The following is a 16,113-nucleotide window of genomic DNA, read 5'->3' as shown; positions in this document are numbered from 1 at the left end:
CTCGACGGGGGGTGCGCCGGGCGCCCGCTGGGTAGGGTGCCGTGACATGGAGCATGAGGTGTTCGTTCCGGTTCCGGCCGAGCGGCTCAGGGACGTGCTGGCCGACCCCGTCCGGGTCGCCCGCGCGGTTCCGGGGCTCCAGCAGGACGCCGGGGCCGAGCCCGTCGCGGGCCGGCTGAAGGTGCGCATCGGCAGTCACTCCATCACCTACCGCGGCTCCCTGCGCCTGTCCGCGCGCCAGGACGGCACGTACGCCGTCGAGGGCGACGCCACCGAGTCGCGCGGCACCGGCGCGGTCACGCTCGCGCTGACGCTGCGCGCGGCCGATGCCGACGGCGGCGCCACCCTCACGTTCACCGGGACCGCCACCGCCGACGGGCGGGTCACGGAGCTGCCGCCCGAGTCGGTGACCTCGGCCACCACCCGGCTGCTGACCCGGTTCGCCGAGAACCTGGGCACGGCGGCGCGGACACCCCCCGCGGCGGACCCCGCACCGCGACCCGAACCGGATCCGCGGACGGAACCGGAGCCGGGGAGAGAGGGGAGAGAACCGGCGCCGGGGACGGAACCGGAGTCCGGGACGGATTCTGAGTCGGGGACCGAACCGGAGGCAGGGACCGAACCCGAGCCGGGGCGGGAATCCGAGGCGCACCCCGCCTCCGTCTTCGACACCGAGGTCCCCCCGCCCTCCCTCATGAACACGGACGAGGACGACGACACGGACGACGACGGCACGGACGCCGGGCCGGCCGTCCCGCCCCCCGCCGAGGCCGCGCACGCGCGCCGCACGATGATCGGCCGCAGCGCCGAGGAGGTGGACCACGCCCCGCCGCGCGGCCGGTACGCCCCCGTGCCCACCCCGCAGGCGAGCGGTGTCGGTGCCCCCTTGCGCTGGGCCGCACCCGCGGCGGCGCTGGTCGTGGCGTCGGCGATCGTGGTGGGCCGCGCGCTCCGCAAACGCCGCTGACCGCCGCCGGGTGGGGCGCCCTTGATCGCCCCAGTAGGGTCGTGGCGTGAGTAACGAACCCATCACGCTGACCGCGGGCGACGCGGAGGCGACCGTGCTGCCGGGCAACGGCGGCCGGATCGGCGGACTCCGCGTCGGCGGCACGGAGCTGCTCCGCCAGGGCGAGCGCTACGGCTGCTTCCCGATGGTCCCCTGGTGCGGACGCATCCGCGACGGCCGCTTCCGCGACGGCGCCGTGGTCCACCAGATGCCGCTGAACTCCCCGCCGCACGCCATCCACGGCACCGCCCGCGACGCCGCCTGGCGCACCGCCCGCGTCACCGCCGACGAGGCCGTCATCACCTACGACCTCGTCGATCCCTGGCCGTACCCCGGACGCGTCACCCAGGTGGTCGCGCTCGCCGAGGACGGGCTCACGCTGTCGATGTCCGTAGAGACGTACGAGTCGTCCTTCCCGGCGCAGATCGGCTGGCACCCCTGGTTCAACCGGACCCTCGACGGCGAGAACGGCACCGGCGTGGAGATCGCCTTCGACCCCGCCTGGCAGGAGGAGCGTGGCGACGACCACCTCCCCACCGGCAACCGGGTCGAGCCGAAGCCGGGCCCCTGGGACGACTGCTTCGGCATGCCGGACGGCGTCGACGTCACGCTGACCTGGCCGGGGCGGCTGGAGCTGAAGGTGACCAGCCGGGAGCAGTGGGCCGTGGTGTACGACGAGCAGGAGGCCGCCGTCTGCGTGGAACCGCAGACCGGCCCGCCCAACGGCCTGAACACCCTCCCCCGCCTGGTCACCCCCCTGGAGCCGCTGGAGGCCACGACGACCTGGGCCTGGCGCCGCCTTTAAGCTGGCGTACATGACGGATGTACGCGGCGAGCTGCTGCAGCAGATCAAGGACAAGGCCGTGGTGCACGGCAGGGTGACCCTCTCCTCGGGTCTGGAGGCGGACTACTACGTCGACCTGCGCCGCATCACCCTGGACGGCGAGGCCGCGCCGCTGGTCGGGCAGGTGCTGCTCGACCTGACCGCCGACCTGGAGTTCGACGCCGTGGGCGGCCTGACCATGGGCGCGGACCCGGTCGCCGCGAGCATGCTGCACGCCGCCGCCGCGCGGGGCCGGAAGCTGGACGCGTTCGTCGTCCGCAAGGCCGCCAAGGCGCACGGGCTGCAGCGCCGCGTCGAGGGCCCGGAGATCAAGGGCCGCCGCGTCGTGGTCGTCGAGGACACCTCCACCACCGGAGGCTCCCCGCTCACCGCCGTCGAGGCCGTGCGCGAGGCCGGCGCCGAGGTGGTCGCCGTCGTGACCATCGTGGACCGGGCGACGGGCGCCGCGGAGAAGATCCAGGACGGCGCGGGAGTGCCGTACCTGTACGCGTACGACAAGGACGAGCTGGGCCTGGACTGACACCAGGGGTACCAGGGGGTACCAGGGGATACCAGGGGCCGAGACGGGACCGGGGTCCGCTCGGGTATTCCCGTTCCGTCTGGAAGGATGGGGCCGACGATGACGTCGCCCCCCAGTCCTAGGTCAGGGCCATAAGCAGCAACACGCCCACCCGCACATACAAGGAGCGGACAGATGCCCATCGCAACTCCCGAGGTCTACAACGAGATGCTGGACCGGGCGAAGGCAGGAAAGTTCGCCTACCCGGCCATCAACGTGACCTCCTCCCAGACGCTGCACGCGGCCCTGCGCGGTTTCGCGGAGGCGGAGAGCGACGGCATCGTCCAGATCTCCACCGGCGGCGCCGAGTTCCTGGGCGGCCAGCACAACAAGGACATGGTGACCGGCGCCGTCGCCCTCGCCGAGTTCGCGCACATCGTCGCCGAGAAGTACGACGTCACCGTCGCGCTGCACACCGACCACTGCCCGAAGGACAAGCTCGACGGGTACGTCCGCCCGCTGCTGGCGGTCTCCGAGGAGCGGGTGAAGGCCGGCCGCAACCCGCTCTTCCAGTCGCACATGTGGGACGGTTCGGCCGAGACCCTGGCCGACAACCTCTCCATCGCCACCGAGCTGCTGGAGCGCGCCCGCGCCGCCAAGATCATCCTTGAGGTCGAGATCACCCCGACCGGCGGCGAGGAGGACGGCGTCTCCCACGAGATCAACGACTCCCTCTACACCACGGTCGACGACGCGCTCCGCACCGTCGAGGCACTCGGCCTGGGCGAGAAGGGCCGCTACCTGCTCGCCGCGTCCTTCGGCAACGTGCACGGCGTCTACAAGCCGGGCAACGTCGTCCTCCGCCCCGAGCTGCTGAAGGAGCTGAACGAGGGCGTCGCCGCCAAGTACGGTCAGCCGGCCGGCAGCAAGCCGTTCAACTTCGTCTTCCACGGCGGCTCCGGCTCCACCGCCGAGGAGATCGCGACCGCCCTGGAGAACGGCGTGGTCAAGATGAACATCGACACGGACACCCAGTACGCCTTCACCCGTCCGGTCGCCGACCACGTGTTCCGCAACTACGACGGCGTCCTGAAGGTCGACGGCGAGGTCGGCAACAAGAAGACGTACGACCCGCGCACCTGGGGCAAGCTGGCCGAGGCCGGCATGGCCGCGCGCGTCGTCGAGGCCTGCGGCCACCTGAGGTCCGCCGGTACGAAGATCAAGTAACGCTGAGCAGCACCCGGGGGAAGCCCCGGTCGTAGGACCGCTTCGCACGAGCCCGGCGCCGAACGCGCCGGGCTCGCCGCGTTCCCCGGTGTACACCCGGGTGTATATGTGGGGCCATGCCCGACGTCCGGCTGGCCTCACCGCAAGGCAGATGGATCCTGCTCACCACCGTCCTCGGATCCAGCATGGCCCTGCTCGACTCGACCGTCGTCAACGTCGCGCTGCCCCACATCGGGCGCGACCTCGGCGCGGACCTCGCCGCCCTCCAGTGGACCGTCAACGCCTACATGGTGACGCTGGCCGGCCTGATCCTCCTCGGCGGCGCCCTCGGCGACCGGTTCGGCCGCCGCCGGATCTTCGTCCTCGGCGTGCTGTGGTTCGCCGCCGCGTCCCTGCTGTGCGGTCTCGCGCCGAACGCCGGAGTGCTGATCGCGGCCCGTGCCCTCCAGGGCGTCGGCGGCGCGCTGCTCACGCCCGGTTCGCTCGCCCTCATCCAGGCGTCCTTCCACGCCGACGACCGGGGGAGGGCGGTGGGCCTGTGGTCGGGGTTCGGGGGCGTCGGCGCGGCGGTGGGGCCCTTCCTCGGGGGCTGGCTGGTGGACGGCGCGGGCTGGCGCTGGGTGTTCCTGCTCAACGTCCCGCTGGCGCTGCTGTGCGCCCCGATCGCGCTGCGGCACGTCCCCGAGTCCTCGGACGAGCGCGCCCACACCCGGTTCGACGTGCTCGGTGCGGCCCTGTGCGCGGCGGCCCTCGCACTGCTCACGTACGCGCTGATCGAGGCCCGTACGGCGTCCTGGGCGGTGGCGCTCAGCGCGGTGGCCGGGGTGGTGGCCGCCGTGGCCTTCGTCGCCGTCGAGCGGCGCGGCAAGGACCCGATGATGCCGCTGGACGTCTTCTCCTCCCGCCAGTTCACGGCGGTCAACCTGGTCACGCTGTGCGTGTACGCGGCCTTCGGCGGCTTCTTCTTCCTCGCCGCGCTCCAGCTCCAGGTCGTGGTCGGCTGGTCCGCGCTGGCCGCCGGTACGGCACTGCTGCCGACCACCGTCCTGATGCTGCTGCTCTCCGCGCGCTCCGGCGAACTCGCCGAGCGCCTCGGCCCGCGCCTCCAGCTCACCGTGGGGCCCCTGCTCTGCGCGGCCGGGATGGTGCTGATGCTGCGGGTCGGCCCGGGCGCCTCGTACCTCGCCGACGTGCTGCCCGCCCTGCTGGTGCTCGGCCTCGGCATGGTCACGCTGGTGGCGCCCCTGACGGCGAGCGTGCTGGCCGCGGTGGACACCGCGCGCGCCGGTCTGGCCAGCGGCATCAACAACGCGGCGGCCCGCGCGGCGGGGCTGGTCGCGGTCGCCGCGCTGCCACTGTTCACCGGCATGGGCGAGGAGGCGTACCGGTCGGCCGACGCGTTCGACGACGCGTTCGGACCGGCGATGCTGATCTGCGCGGGCGTCCTGGTGGCGGGCTCCGTGATCGCCTTCACCACCGTACGCCGCCCAGCCCCGGGCTGCCCCCGCCCCGAGTGCCGCACCCACGGCTCGGTACTGACACCCCCACTGGAGCAAGGGGCGCGAGGAACCGCGCACGGAAGGTGACGCAGGGCCCCGCCATGGCCGACGCCGAGGTCATGCCCTCAAGGGGCGCGAGGAACCGCGCACGGGAGGTGACACAGGGCACCTCCCCGGCCGACGCCGGGGTCATGCCCTCAAGGGGCGCGGGGAACTGCGCGCCCAGCCACAACGCACCCGCACCCGACAACGCACCCCACCCCACCTCACCGCACCCACAGCCCCGTCCAGCTGCCGCCGGCGATGCCGCAGACTTGTCCCATGGCCATTCACGAGAACCTCCTCGGGGGACCGCCCCCGACCCACCTCCCCGACGACCCCGGCCCGCGCGAGCTGCTGGCCGGCGGCACCACCCCCGCCGACGTCGCCGCGAAGTACCCGACGTCCTCGCTCGCCTGGGCCCGCCTGGCCGACGAGGCGTTCGAGCGGGGCAGCGTCGTGGAGTCGTACGCGTACGCCCGTACGGGCTACCACCGCGGTCTCGACGCCCTGCGCCGCAGCGGCTGGAAGGGGCACGGCCCGGTCCCCTGGGAGCACGAGCCGAACCGCGGCTTCCTGCGCGCCCTGCACGCCCTCGCCCGCGCCGCCCAGGCGATCGGCGAGAAGGAGGAGTACGAGCGCTGCAGCCAGTTCCTCAAGGACTCCTCGCCGGCCGCGGCCGAGGTGCTGGGCTGACCGGCCCCGACGCCTCCAGGCCCGTCCGCCGTGCGCGGGCGGGCCTTGCGGTTTCCTGCGACGATTGCGGAGGATGCCGTTGGGGACCGGGGCCCCGTGCCGGTAACGGCAGGGCGGACCGCTACCCGTGCACATCAGGAGACAGCGATGTCCCACGACGCCCCGAATCTCGACTTCGAGGGCAGCACGCCGTACGAGGACTACGTCAAGGCGGACGTGCTCACCCACCTCCAGCACACCCTCTCCGACGATCCCGGAGAGATGGTCTTCCTGGTCACGACCCAGGTCATGGAGCTGTGGTTCACCGTCATCGTCCACGAATGGGAGACCGCCGCCCGCGCCCTGCGCGAGGACCGGATCCCGGTGGCGACCGACGCGCTCAAGCGCTCCGTGCGGGAGCTGGAGGCGCTGAACGCCTCCTGGACGCCCCTGGCCCAGCTCACCCCGGCCCAGTTCAACTCCTACCGGTCCGCCCTCGGCGAGGGCTCCGGCTTCCAGTCGGCGATGTACCGTCGCCTGGAGTTCCTGCTCGGCGACAAGTCCGCGTCCATGCTCGTCCCGCACCGCGGCGCCCCGCGCGTCCACGCGGAACTGGAGAAGGCGCTGCACGAGCCGAGTCTGTACGACGAGGTGGTCCGGCTGCTCGCCCGGCGCGGGTACGACATCCCGGACGCCGTGCTCCAGCGTGACGTCACCCAGAAGTACGAGGCGGCACCCGAGGTGGAGGCGGCCTGGACGGCCGTCTACTCCGGCGACCAGAACGGCGAGCTGGCCCGCCTCGGCGAGGCCCTTACCGACGTCGCGGAGCTGGTCTGGCGCTGGCGCAACGACCACCTGGTCGCCACCCGCCGCGCGATGGGCTCCAAGACCGGCACGGGCGGCTCCGCCGGGGTGGCCTGGCTGGAGAAGCGGGCCCGGAACAACGTGTTCCCCGAACTGTGGACGGCACGGTCCTATGTCTGAACTCCAGCGGATCGCCGAGGAACTGGACGCCGCCGACCCGCTGGCCGGGGTGCGGGGGTCGTTCGTCCTGGACGACGTGACGTACCTCGACGGCAACTCCCTCGGCGCCCTCCCCGCGCACGTCCCCGCACGCGTCGAGGACGTCGTACGGCGCCAGTGGGGCGAGCTGCGCATCCGGTCCTGGGAGGAGAGCGGCTGGTGGACCGCGCCCGAGCGGATCGGCGACCGGATCGCCCCGCTGGTCGGCGCGGCCGCCGGGCAGGTCGTGGTCGGCGACTCGACCAGCGTCAACGTCTTCAAGGCGCTCGTCGCGGCGGTGCGCATGGCGCAGGAGGACGGTCGTAGCGGTGCGGGGGCCGGTCGAGTCCGGGACGAGATCCTGGTCGACGCCACCACCTTCCCCACGGACGGGTACATCGCCGAGTCGGCGGCCCGGATGACGGGGTGCGCCCTGCGGCCCGTGGCCCCGGCCGAGGTCCCCGGCGCCCTGGGCGACCGCACCGCCGCGGTGCTGCTCAACCACGTCGACTACCGCACGGGCCGGCTGCACGACCTGCCCGGACTCACGGCCGCGGTGCACGCGGCGGGGGCGTACGCGGTCTGGGACCTGTGCCACAGCGCGGGCGCGCTGCCGGTCGGACTCGACGAGCACGGCGTGGACCTGGCGGTCGGCTGCACCTACAAGTACCTCAACGGCGGCCCCGGCTCGCCCGCGTACCTGTACGTGCGCCGTGACCTCCAGCCCCGCTTCGACTCCCCGCTGCCGGGCTGGAACTCGCACGCCGAGCCGTTCGGCATGCGGTCCGACTACGCCCCGGCCTCCGGCGCGTTGCGCGGGCGGGTGGGCACGCCGGACATCCTCTCCCTGCTGGCCCTGGAGGCGGCGCTGGACGTGTGGGACGAGGACGGGGTCTCGGTGGCGGCGGTGCGGGCCAAGTCGCTGGCGCTGACGGACTTCTTCCTGCGCTGCGTCGAGGCGTACGTCCCGGACGGCCGCGTGGAGTCCGTGACCCCGGCGGCGCACGCCGAGCGGGGCAGCCAGGTCGCGCTGCGCTGCTCCCCCACTCTCGGCTCCGCTCGAGCGGGAGGGGCCCCCACCGCGGGCGAGGTGATGAAGCGGCTGATCGAGCGCGGGGTGGTCGGCGACTACCGCGCGCCCGACGTGCTGCGCTTCGGCTTCACCCCGCTGTACGTCGGTTTCGCGGACGTGGAGCGGGCGGCGCGCGTGCTGGCGCGGACGCTGGCGGGCTGAACCGCGGACCGGTGGCCCGGCCGCCGGGTGGGGGCCGGACGCGTCGTTCCGGCCCTCACCCAGCGTCACATCCCCATGTCCGCGCACGTCATCGGCCTGATAACGTCCCGCCAACGGCCGATTTCCTTCCCCGGTCCGCCAACACCGTTTCGTCGCTGAGAGGTTGAGCATGCCGGACGCCGCCGCAGAACCGGGCACCGCTGCCGCGAGGAACGCGGCGGAGGAGAAATCGGCCTTCTCCCACCCGGCGGTCGAGCCCGACTCCACCGCCGGTTACGGCGACCACCCCGACCAGGTGATCGACTTCTACGCGCCGCGCGGCGCCACGGGCCCGGGCGAGGCCGCTCCCGTCGTGGTGGTGCTGCACGGCGGCTCGTGGCGCGCCCCGTACGACCGGCGGCACATCAGCCCGTTCGCCGGCTTCCTCGCCGAACGGGGCTTCGCCGTGGCCAGTGTGGAGTACCGGCGCGGGGCGGAGGGGCCCGGTCTCGACGGTTCCGGGGAGCCCGTCGCGGGGCGCTGGCCCGACACGTTCGACGACGTGGCCGCCGCGCTGGACGCGCTGCCGGAACTGGTCCGGCAGCACCTGCCGCGGGCGGACGCGCGGCGCGTGGTGCTCACCGGCCACTCCGCCGGCGGCCACCTCGCCCTGTGGGCGGCCGCCAGGCACCTGCTGCCCGCCGACGCTCCGTGGCGGACCGACCGCCCGACGCCGCTGCGCGGCGTGGTCGCCCTCGCGCCGATCGCCGACTTCGAGGTCGCCGACAAGCTCGACGTGTGCGGTGGTGCGGCACGGCAACTGCTCGGCGACGGCGAGCTGTTCGCCGAGCGCCGCCCGTACGCGGACCCCGCCCTGCTGCTGCCCACCGGGATCGCCACGACCCTCGTGCAGGGCCGCGCCGACGTGGACGTCCCGCAGGCGGTCGCCGAGGCGTACGCCGACGCGGCGGCGAAGGCCGGGGAGGTGGTCGGGGTGACGCTGCTGGAGGACGTCGGCCACTACCCGCTGATCGACCCGGCGGCGGACGCGTGTGCGGTGGTGGCGGAGGAGATCGCGCAGTTGGCGTGGTAAGCGGGCGGCGGGTGTCGTCGTACCTGTAGTAGTCGTCGTACCCGTAGCAGTCGTCGTACCCGTAGTAGCGGATGTCGTCGTACCCGTAATACCTGAGAGCTACCCGCCAGGTGAGTTCCCTGGCGGGACGCGGGTTACCCAGCCCGATCCATAACTTCCCCTGTTGACGCACCCGGTGGGCGGGCGCGCTGGAGGGGGGCGGCCATGGGGCCCGGGACGAAGGTACGTTGGCGGCGGCGGGTGGGCGGATGGCGCCGCGCCGGTTGTGCCGCCCTCATCGCGGGTGCCGTGGCGCTTCCCCTCTCCGGGGCCGCGCGGCCCGAGATCCCCGCCCCGCCGCCCGCCGCGCTCGCGGCCCCGACGGCCGCCACGCTGGACGACGCGTACGCCGCCAACCGGGCCAACGCGGCCGAGGCATCCCGGATGGCCGCCGACCACGGCGACCGCCACCGCGCGGCGGCGGACCGCGCGATGGCCGACCGCTCCCGCCACCTCCTCGCCTTCGACGGCCGGGGCGCCGGACTGGCCACCGAGGTCCTCGGCGACCTGGCGCACGCCGACCGCGTCGCCGTCCTGGTCCCGGGCTCCGACACCGGCCTCGACACCTACGGCCGGTTCCGTGCCGCCGCCCTCGCCCTGCACCGGCAGCTCGCCGCCGAGGCTCCCGAGGGGACCCGCACGGCCGTTGTGGCCTGGCTGGGCTACGAGACGCCGGGCACCGTCAGCACCACCGTCGCCACCACCGACCGCGCCGACCGGGCCGCACCCGAGCTGCGCGACCTGGTCGACGACCTGCGCCGGATCACAGGCCCCGACACGGGCGTCGCCCTGCTCTGCCACTCCTACGGCTCGGTGGTCTGCGCCCGCGCCGCCGACGGCCTGGACGTCGCCGACATCGCCCTGGTCGGCAGCCCCGGCACCGGAGCCGACACCGCCGCGGGTCTGCACTCCGAGGCCCGGATATGGGCGGGGCGGGGCGCCGACGACTGGGTGGAGCACGTGCCGCACGTCAGCGCCGACCTGTTCGGCACCACCGTCGGCTTCGGCACGGACCCGGTCTCCCCGGGCTTCGGCGCCCGGGTCTTCGACGCCGGCGACGGCGGCCACAGCGACTACTTCGACACCGGCTCCCTCTCCTTGACGAACCTGGCCCGGATCGCCCTGGGCGAGACCACGGAGGTGACCCATGCCTGACCTCACCCCGACCCCGACCGTCATACCGGCGCTCCCGCGCGGCACCCTGCGCGAGGCCGCCGCCCGCATCGACGCGGCCACGCCCAGGGACCGCGACCGGGCCGTCGACGCCCTGCGTGCCTTCGCCATCCTCGGCGTGGTCCTCGGGCACTGGCTGGTGACGGCCCTGGTCGCCGACGGCACCAGCCTGCGTGCGGCCAGCCCCCTGGGGGACATGCCCTGGCTGGCCCCGGTCTCCTGGGCCTTCCAGACCCTCGCCGTGTTCTTCCTGGTCGGCGGTCACGTCGCCACGCGCGGCTATGCGTCGGCCCGGGCCCGCGGCGAGTCCTACGGCGGCTGGCTGAGAGCCCGGCTGTCCCGGCTGTTCCGACCGGTCGCGGCCGTCCTCGCCCTGTGGACGGTGACGGCGGCGCTGCTCCTGCTCACGGGCGCGGACTTCGGGACCGTCCACACACTGGTGAAGCTGGCGCTGTCCCCGATGTGGTTCCTGCTGGTCTTCGCCGCGCTGACCGCGGCGACACCGCTGCTGACCCGGCTGCACCCGCTGTGGCCGCTCGTCGTCGTCCTGCACGTGGACCTGCTGCGGTTCGGTCTCGGCGCCCCGGCCTGGCTCGGCTGGCTCAACCTCGCGGCCGGCTGGCTGGTCCCCTACGCCCTCGGCGCCGCCTGGACCCGCGGCGAGCTGGACCGGCGCCGCGCGGGCTGGATCCTGCTGACCGGCGGCACCGCCGCGACCGCTGCTCTCGTCGCCTGGGCGGGTTACCCGGCGTCGATGGTCGGCGTCCCCGGCGCGTCCGTGTCGAACCTCAACCCGCCGACCCTGGCCGCCGTCACCTTCGGCCTGGCCCAGTGCGGGCTCGCGCTGCTGCTGCGCGAGCGGCTGCGCCGCGGGATGCGGCGGCCCGTGGCCTGGGCCGCGATCGCGCTGGTCAACCTCTCCGCGATGACCATCTTCCTCTGGCACCAGACGGCCCTGATGGCGACCACGGCCACCGGCCTCCTCGCGGGCCGACTGCCCGGCCTGCACACGCGTCCCGACGGCCTGGACTGGGTGGCGGCCCGGCTCGCCTGGCTCCCGGTGTTCGCGCTGGTCCTGGCCGGCTGCTGGGCCACGTTCCGCTCCTGCGAGCAGCGCGGCCGACGACGGCGCCGTACCCGCGCTCGCGTCGTGCGCGCGCACCGCCCGCAGCGCCGGGCGACCACGACGGGAGTACGTCATGTCTAGGGTGGAGCCCGTGAAGCGATGGGGGAAACGGCAAGGGGCCTGGTTGTGGGCCCGGGCCGAGCGCATGCTGCGCGTGCTCCACGACGACCTGTGGACCTGGCGCGCCGATCCGCTGCCGCCCTCGGTGTGGCTGCGCTGGTTCCCGCACGGGGTCGTCCTCCTCGCCGCGTTCGGTGTGCTGGTCGGGGACGCCGCACAACTCGGGGACAACGGCGGGATCGAACCGGGGTTCGCCTTCCTCATCGCCGTCGCCCAGGCGGGCGCGATGGCGCTCGCGCTGTGGCGACCGGTCGCGGCGTGGTGGCTGTCGATGGCGGGCATGCTGGTCGGGGCCTTCGCCGTGCGGGCCGAGATGGTTCCGGGCGGCTACGAGTTCACCTGGCCGTGGACGGCCGCGGGGCTCATCGGGCACCTGTTCGTGATGCTGCTGCTCGCCCTGCGGGTGCGTACGCGTGTGTCCCTGGAGGCGCTGGCCCTGACCGCGCTCACCACCTACCTGGTGCAGGGCGTGATGGGCGCCGCGAACTACCTGCCGACCGGTCAGCTCGCCGTCATCCTGTTCACGGTCGTCGTCGTCCTCGGCACCGCCCTGCGAGGCCGCCGTGAAGCTCGCGACGAGCTGGCCGAGCAGACCACGCTCACGGCCGAGGAGCGGGCCCGGCGCACCCTGCTGGAGGAGCGCGGCCGCATCGCGCGGGAGCTGCACGACGTGGTCGCCCACCACATGTCGGTGATCTCCATCCAGGCCCAGGTCGCTCCCCTCCTCGTCGAGAACCCGTCGGACGAGCTGAAGGAGAACCTCGCCGGCATCCGGCAGAACGCCTTGGAGGCGCTCACCGAGCTGCGCCGGGTGCTGGGCGTGCTGCGTGCCGAGCACCCGGAGGTGCCGGTGGCCTCCGAGGCGGGCGACGGTGCCGCGCCGCACGCCCCGCAGCCGACGCTCGACCGGCTCGACGCGCTGGTGGACAACATCAGGGCGGCCGGCCTGATCGTGACCACTGACAGCAGCGGCACGCGTCGACCGCTGCCGCCCGGCGTGGAGCTGTCGGCGTACCGAATCGTGCAGGAGGCGCTCAGCAACGTGTTGCGGCACGCGCCGGGCGCGACTGCCCGGGTCCGCCTCGTCCACCTTCCGATCGGGCTGCGCGTGGAGGTCACCAACACCCGCCCGAAGCGTGTCCCGGCGCCCTCGCAGGGTGCCGGGCACGGGCTGCTCGGCATGCGGGAGCGGGTGGCGATGCTCGACGGCACGCTGACGGCCCACCCGACGCCCGACGGCGGCTACCAGGTGGCGGCGCTCCTGCCGGCCGACGGCCCGGACATGTCCAGCGCCTCCTTCCCTGCCCCTTCCACCGAGGACGACGCCCCATGACGACCAGCAGCAACGGCCGCGTGATCCGCGTGCTGATCGCCGACGACCAGCAGATGGTCCGGCAGGGTTTCACCGTGCTGCTCAACACCCAGCCCGACATCGAGGTGATCGGGCAGGCGGTGGACGGCCTGGACGCGGTCGCCAAGGTCGCCGAGCTGGCCCCGGAGGTCGTCCTGATGGACATCCGGATGCCCGAGCTGGGCGGCATCGAGGCCACCCGGCGGATCACCACGGCCACCCCGGAGATCCGGGTACTGGTGCTGACCACCTTCGACCTCGACGAGTACGTCTACGAGGCGCTGCGGGCGGGCGCCTCCGGCTTCCTGCTCAAGGACGCGTCCGCCGACCAGCTCGCCGAGGCGGTCCGGGTGGTGGCCGCCGGGGACGCCCTGCTCGCGCCGGGGATCACGCGACGGCTGATCGCGGAGTTCTCCCGGCTGGACGACCGCCCGCGGGCCCCGCTCAAGGTCCGCGTCGGCGAGCTGACCGAGCGGGAGACGGAGGTGCTCGCGCTCATCGCGCAGGGCCTGTCGAACGCGGAGATCGCCCAGCGTCTGGTGGTCGCCGAGCAGACGGTGAAGACCCATGTGGGCAGGATCCTGGTGAAGCTGGGCCTCAGGGACCGCACGCAGGCGGCGGTGTTCGCATACGAGTCGGGGCTGGTGCGCCCCGCGGGATACTGAGCGCCGTCGTCGTCTCCGTAGTACCTGAGACGGATGCCGCAGGACCCCTCTCACTGGTGACGACGTCGTACCTCGGCTGCGCCTACGGTTGCCAACGTGACCGAGACGACCCAGATCCGGACCGCGCCTCCCGGAGGCGGAAGCGGATCGCGCAGCCCCGAGTACCGGCTGGCGATGAACGCCCTGAGCGGGCTGCGCGAGGACCTCTTCCACGACGCCTTCGCCTACCGACCGCTGCCCCGCATGGGCACGGACGGCCCGGTGGCCCGCAGCCTGCCGGCCAGGCTGAAGCCCCACGCCGCCCGCATCCCGCACGCGGTGGTGGTGGCCCTCGCTCTCCTGTGCTTCTACGCCGGGACGGTCGAAGGAGTGCCCGACGGCCCGCTCAGCCTGCTGAGCGGGTTGGTGTGCGCGGTTCCGGTGCTGACCACACTGGTCCGGCCCGTCGGTGCCTTCTGGATGTCCATGGCGGCCACCCCCGTGGTCGCTCTGCTCGGCAGCAGCTATGCGAACTGGCCGTGGCTGCCCGGCGCGTTCCTGTGCCACACCGTGGTCATGCTGATCGTGGCGATACGCACCCGGCCTCGGACGGCCGCGTGGATGTGGGCCCTGACCGCGGCGTACGGATTCGTCAACGACTCCTTCTGGGGTGCCGGCCACTTCGGGAGCAATGCCACCCCGCTGCTGGTCCTCAACGCCTTCGGCCTGCTCCTGATATCGGTGTGGCACATCCGGCGTGAAGCCCGGCAGCAGGTCACCGCCGAGCAGACGGTCACCGCGCACGAGCGCTCCCGCCGCACCCTGCTGGAGGAGCGCACCACCATCGCCCGCGAGCTGCACGACGTGGTCGCCCACCACATGTCGGTGGTCGCCATCCAGGCGGAGGCCGCGCCCTACCGGGTGGAGAATCCGCCGGAGGAGCTGGAGCGGGCCTTCGCCACCATCAGGGAGAACGCGGTGGCGGCCCTCACCGAACTGCGCCGCGTCCTGGGCGTCGTCCGCGCCGAGGACTACGAGGCGCCGGACGCCCCGCAGCCGACGCTCGCCGACCTGGACGCCCTGCTCGCCAACGTGCGCGACGCGGGTCTGGCCGTGGACAAGGCGGTGACCGGCGCGGTGCGCGAGCTGCCGCCCGGCGTGGAGCTGTCGGCGTACCGGATCGTGCAGGAGGCGTTGAGCAACAGCCTGCGCCACGCGCCCGGCGCGACGGCCCGCGTCGAGGTCTCCTACGTCCTGGGCGGCCTGGGCCTGCGCGTGGTCAACACCGCCATCCCCCAAAACACCCTGGTCAAGCCGTCGCCCGGCGCCGGGCACGGGATCACCGGTATGCGCGAGCGCGTCTCGATGCTGAACGGCGAGATGACGGCGGGCCCGACGGACGACGGAGGGTACGAGGTGGCGGTGTTCCTGCCGGTCACCGTGCAGACCGAGGACGAGGCATGACGATCCGCGTACTGATCGCCGACGACCAGATGATGGTGCGCGAGGGCTTCTCGGTCCTGCTGAACGCGATGCCGGACATCGAGGTCGCGGGCGAGGCGGTCAACGGCCGCGAGGCGGTGGCGAAGGTCCGTGAGCTGGCCCCGGACGTCGTCCTGATGGACATCCGCATGCCCGAGCTGAACGGCATCGAGGCGACCCGGGAGATCGTCGCGGCGGACACCACGTCGAAGGTGCTGGTCCTCACCACCTTCGACCTCGACGAGTACGTGTACCAGGCGTTGCGCGCGGGCGCTTCCGGCTTCCTCCTCAAGGACGCCTCGGCCCGTCAGCTCGCGGACGGCGTCCGGGTGGTGGCGTCCGGGGAAGCCCTCCTCGCGCCCTCGGTCACCAAGCGCCTGATCACCGAGTTCTCCAAGCTGTCCGACGCCCCGCGCCTGATGCCCTCGGCCCAGGCGGCGTACGGCGACCTGACCGAGCGCGAGACGGAGGTCCTGGTGCTGATCGCGCAGGGCCTGTCCAACTCGGAGATCGCCGAGCGGCTGGTGGTCGCCGAGTCGACGATCAAGACCCACGTCAGCCGGATCCTGGTGAAGCTGGGCCTGCGCGACCGCACCCAGGCGGCCGTCTTCGCCTACGAGGCCCGACTGGTGACGCCGGGCTGACCGGTACCGACCTCGCACCACACGTATTTGCCCCGGTTGCCGAACCGGGAGAGCGGCTGCCACCCCCACAGGTCGGAGCAGGCTCTGACAAGGGCGAGCCCCCGGCCGCTCTCGCTGTCGGTCACGTCCGCCAACCGGGCAGGAGCGTCGGGCGGCCCGGGATCCGCGTCCCACGCGCCGATCCGCAGCGTCCCCGGCGGCGACCAGCGCACCCGCAACGCAGCCGGCCCCTTGGTGTGCAGCACGGCGTTGCCGATCAGCTCCGCCGCGAGGAGCTCCGCGACATCGACGAGGCGGATCAGTCCGTGCATGGTGAGAATCAGGCGCAGGGTGCGGCGACTGATCGTGACTGCGCGCGGGTCGTTGGGGATGTACAGGGAGTACTCCCAGGACTCGTCTTCGGGCATGCGTCGACTCCGTTCAGGTGAGGGGAGGGC

The 16,113-nt window shown here is 73.4% G+C and carries 16 protein-coding genes; 15 read left to right on the top strand and 1 reads right to left on the bottom strand.

Translation table 11 applies throughout. The features are described from left to right. Positions 1-46 precede the first annotated feature (46 nt). The 15 genes from IE258_RS06140 (at position 47) to IE258_RS06070 (ending at position 15,676) form a co-directional block, all read left to right on the top strand. The gene (locus IE258_RS06140; protein WP_189739958.1) at positions 47-967 is read left to right on the top strand and encodes an SRPBCC domain-containing protein; all 921 of its coding nucleotides are present in this window, start codon (positions 47-49) and stop codon (positions 965-967) included. A gap of 46 nt (positions 968-1,013) precedes the next feature. After that, positions 1,014-1,811: an aldose epimerase family protein gene (locus IE258_RS06135; protein ID WP_189739955.1), complete on the top strand. Its 798-nt coding sequence runs from the start codon at positions 1,014-1,016 to the stop codon at positions 1,809-1,811. A 10-nt stretch (positions 1,812-1,821) separates the two neighbouring features. Beyond that, the gene (gene pyrE, locus IE258_RS06130; RefSeq protein ID WP_087808145.1) at positions 1,822-2,370 is read left to right on the top strand and encodes an orotate phosphoribosyltransferase; all 549 of its coding nucleotides are present in this window, start codon (positions 1,822-1,824) and stop codon (positions 2,368-2,370) included. Positions 2,371-2,544: 174 nt separating this feature from the next. After that, positions 2,545-3,576, top strand: coding sequence for a class II fructose-bisphosphate aldolase (gene fbaA / locus IE258_RS06125; protein WP_127895366.1), 1,032 nt, complete (start codon positions 2,545-2,547; stop codon positions 3,574-3,576). A gap of 116 nt (positions 3,577-3,692) precedes the next feature. Next, positions 3,693-5,162 carry an MFS transporter gene (locus IE258_RS06120; protein WP_189739951.1) on the top strand — a complete coding sequence of 490 codons (1,470 nt, stop codon included), beginning with the start codon at positions 3,693-3,695 and terminating at the stop codon, positions 5,160-5,162. Positions 5,163-5,396: 234 nt separating this feature from the next. Then, positions 5,397-5,810 carry a DUF3151 domain-containing protein gene (locus IE258_RS06115; RefSeq protein WP_189739948.1) on the top strand — a complete coding sequence of 138 codons (414 nt, stop codon included), beginning with the start codon at positions 5,397-5,399 and terminating at the stop codon, positions 5,808-5,810. A 147-nt stretch (positions 5,811-5,957) separates the two neighbouring features. Then, positions 5,958-6,773 carry a tryptophan 2,3-dioxygenase gene (locus tag IE258_RS06110; protein ID WP_189739945.1) on the top strand — a complete coding sequence of 272 codons (816 nt, stop codon included), beginning with the start codon at positions 5,958-5,960 and terminating at the stop codon, positions 6,771-6,773. Then, positions 6,766-8,025: a kynureninase gene (kynU, locus tag IE258_RS06105; RefSeq protein WP_189739943.1), complete on the top strand. Its 1,260-nt coding sequence runs from the start codon at positions 6,766-6,768 to the stop codon at positions 8,023-8,025. The genes IE258_RS06110 and kynU overlap by 8 nt, the downstream gene beginning before the upstream one ends. A gap of 169 nt (positions 8,026-8,194) precedes the next feature. Next, entirely contained in the window at positions 8,195-9,097 is a 903-nt protein-coding gene (locus tag IE258_RS06100) for an alpha/beta hydrolase (RefSeq protein WP_189739940.1), read from the top strand. Positions 9,098-9,301: 204 nt separating this feature from the next. Next, positions 9,302-10,291 (top strand): alpha/beta hydrolase, encoded by a 990-nt coding sequence (locus IE258_RS06095; protein WP_189739937.1) that lies wholly within the window; start codon positions 9,302-9,304, stop codon positions 10,289-10,291. Beyond that, entirely contained in the window at positions 10,284-11,516 is a 1,233-nt protein-coding gene (locus IE258_RS06090; RefSeq protein ID WP_189739934.1) for an acyltransferase family protein, read from the top strand. The genes IE258_RS06095 and IE258_RS06090 overlap by 8 nt, the downstream gene beginning before the upstream one ends. Next, complete coding sequence (locus IE258_RS06085; RefSeq protein ID WP_189739931.1) at positions 11,509-12,888, top strand: sensor histidine kinase; 1,380 nt, start codon at positions 11,509-11,511, stop codon at positions 12,886-12,888. Before IE258_RS06090 ends, IE258_RS06085 begins: the two co-directional genes overlap by 8 nt. Beyond that, entirely contained in the window at positions 12,885-13,571 is a 687-nt protein-coding gene (locus IE258_RS06080; protein WP_159325138.1) for a response regulator, read from the top strand. The genes IE258_RS06085 and IE258_RS06080 overlap by 4 nt, the downstream gene beginning before the upstream one ends. 96 nt (positions 13,572-13,667) lie before the next feature. Next, positions 13,668-15,014 carry a sensor histidine kinase gene (locus IE258_RS06075; protein ID WP_189739928.1) on the top strand — a complete coding sequence of 449 codons (1,347 nt, stop codon included), beginning with the start codon at positions 13,668-13,670 and terminating at the stop codon, positions 15,012-15,014. Next, complete coding sequence (locus IE258_RS06070; RefSeq protein ID WP_189739925.1) at positions 15,011-15,676, top strand: response regulator; 666 nt, start codon at positions 15,011-15,013, stop codon at positions 15,674-15,676. Before IE258_RS06075 ends, IE258_RS06070 begins: the two co-directional genes overlap by 4 nt. Here the strand turns inward: IE258_RS06070 and IE258_RS06065 are convergent. Further along, the gene (locus tag IE258_RS06065) at positions 15,646-16,083 is read right to left on the bottom strand and encodes an ATP-binding protein (protein ID WP_189739923.1); all 438 of its coding nucleotides are present in this window, start codon (positions 16,081-16,083) and stop codon (positions 15,646-15,648) included. The genes IE258_RS06070 and IE258_RS06065 overlap by 31 nt on opposite strands. Between the last annotated feature and the right edge of the window lie 30 nt (positions 16,084-16,113).

This window comes from Streptomyces tendae (genome assembly GCF_014650435.1).
Classification (GTDB): domain Bacteria; phylum Actinomycetota; class Actinomycetes; order Streptomycetales; family Streptomycetaceae; genus Streptomyces; species Streptomyces tendae.
Note: the sequence above shows the minus strand (reverse complement) of the source record. Positions and strands in the feature narration are given on the sequence as shown.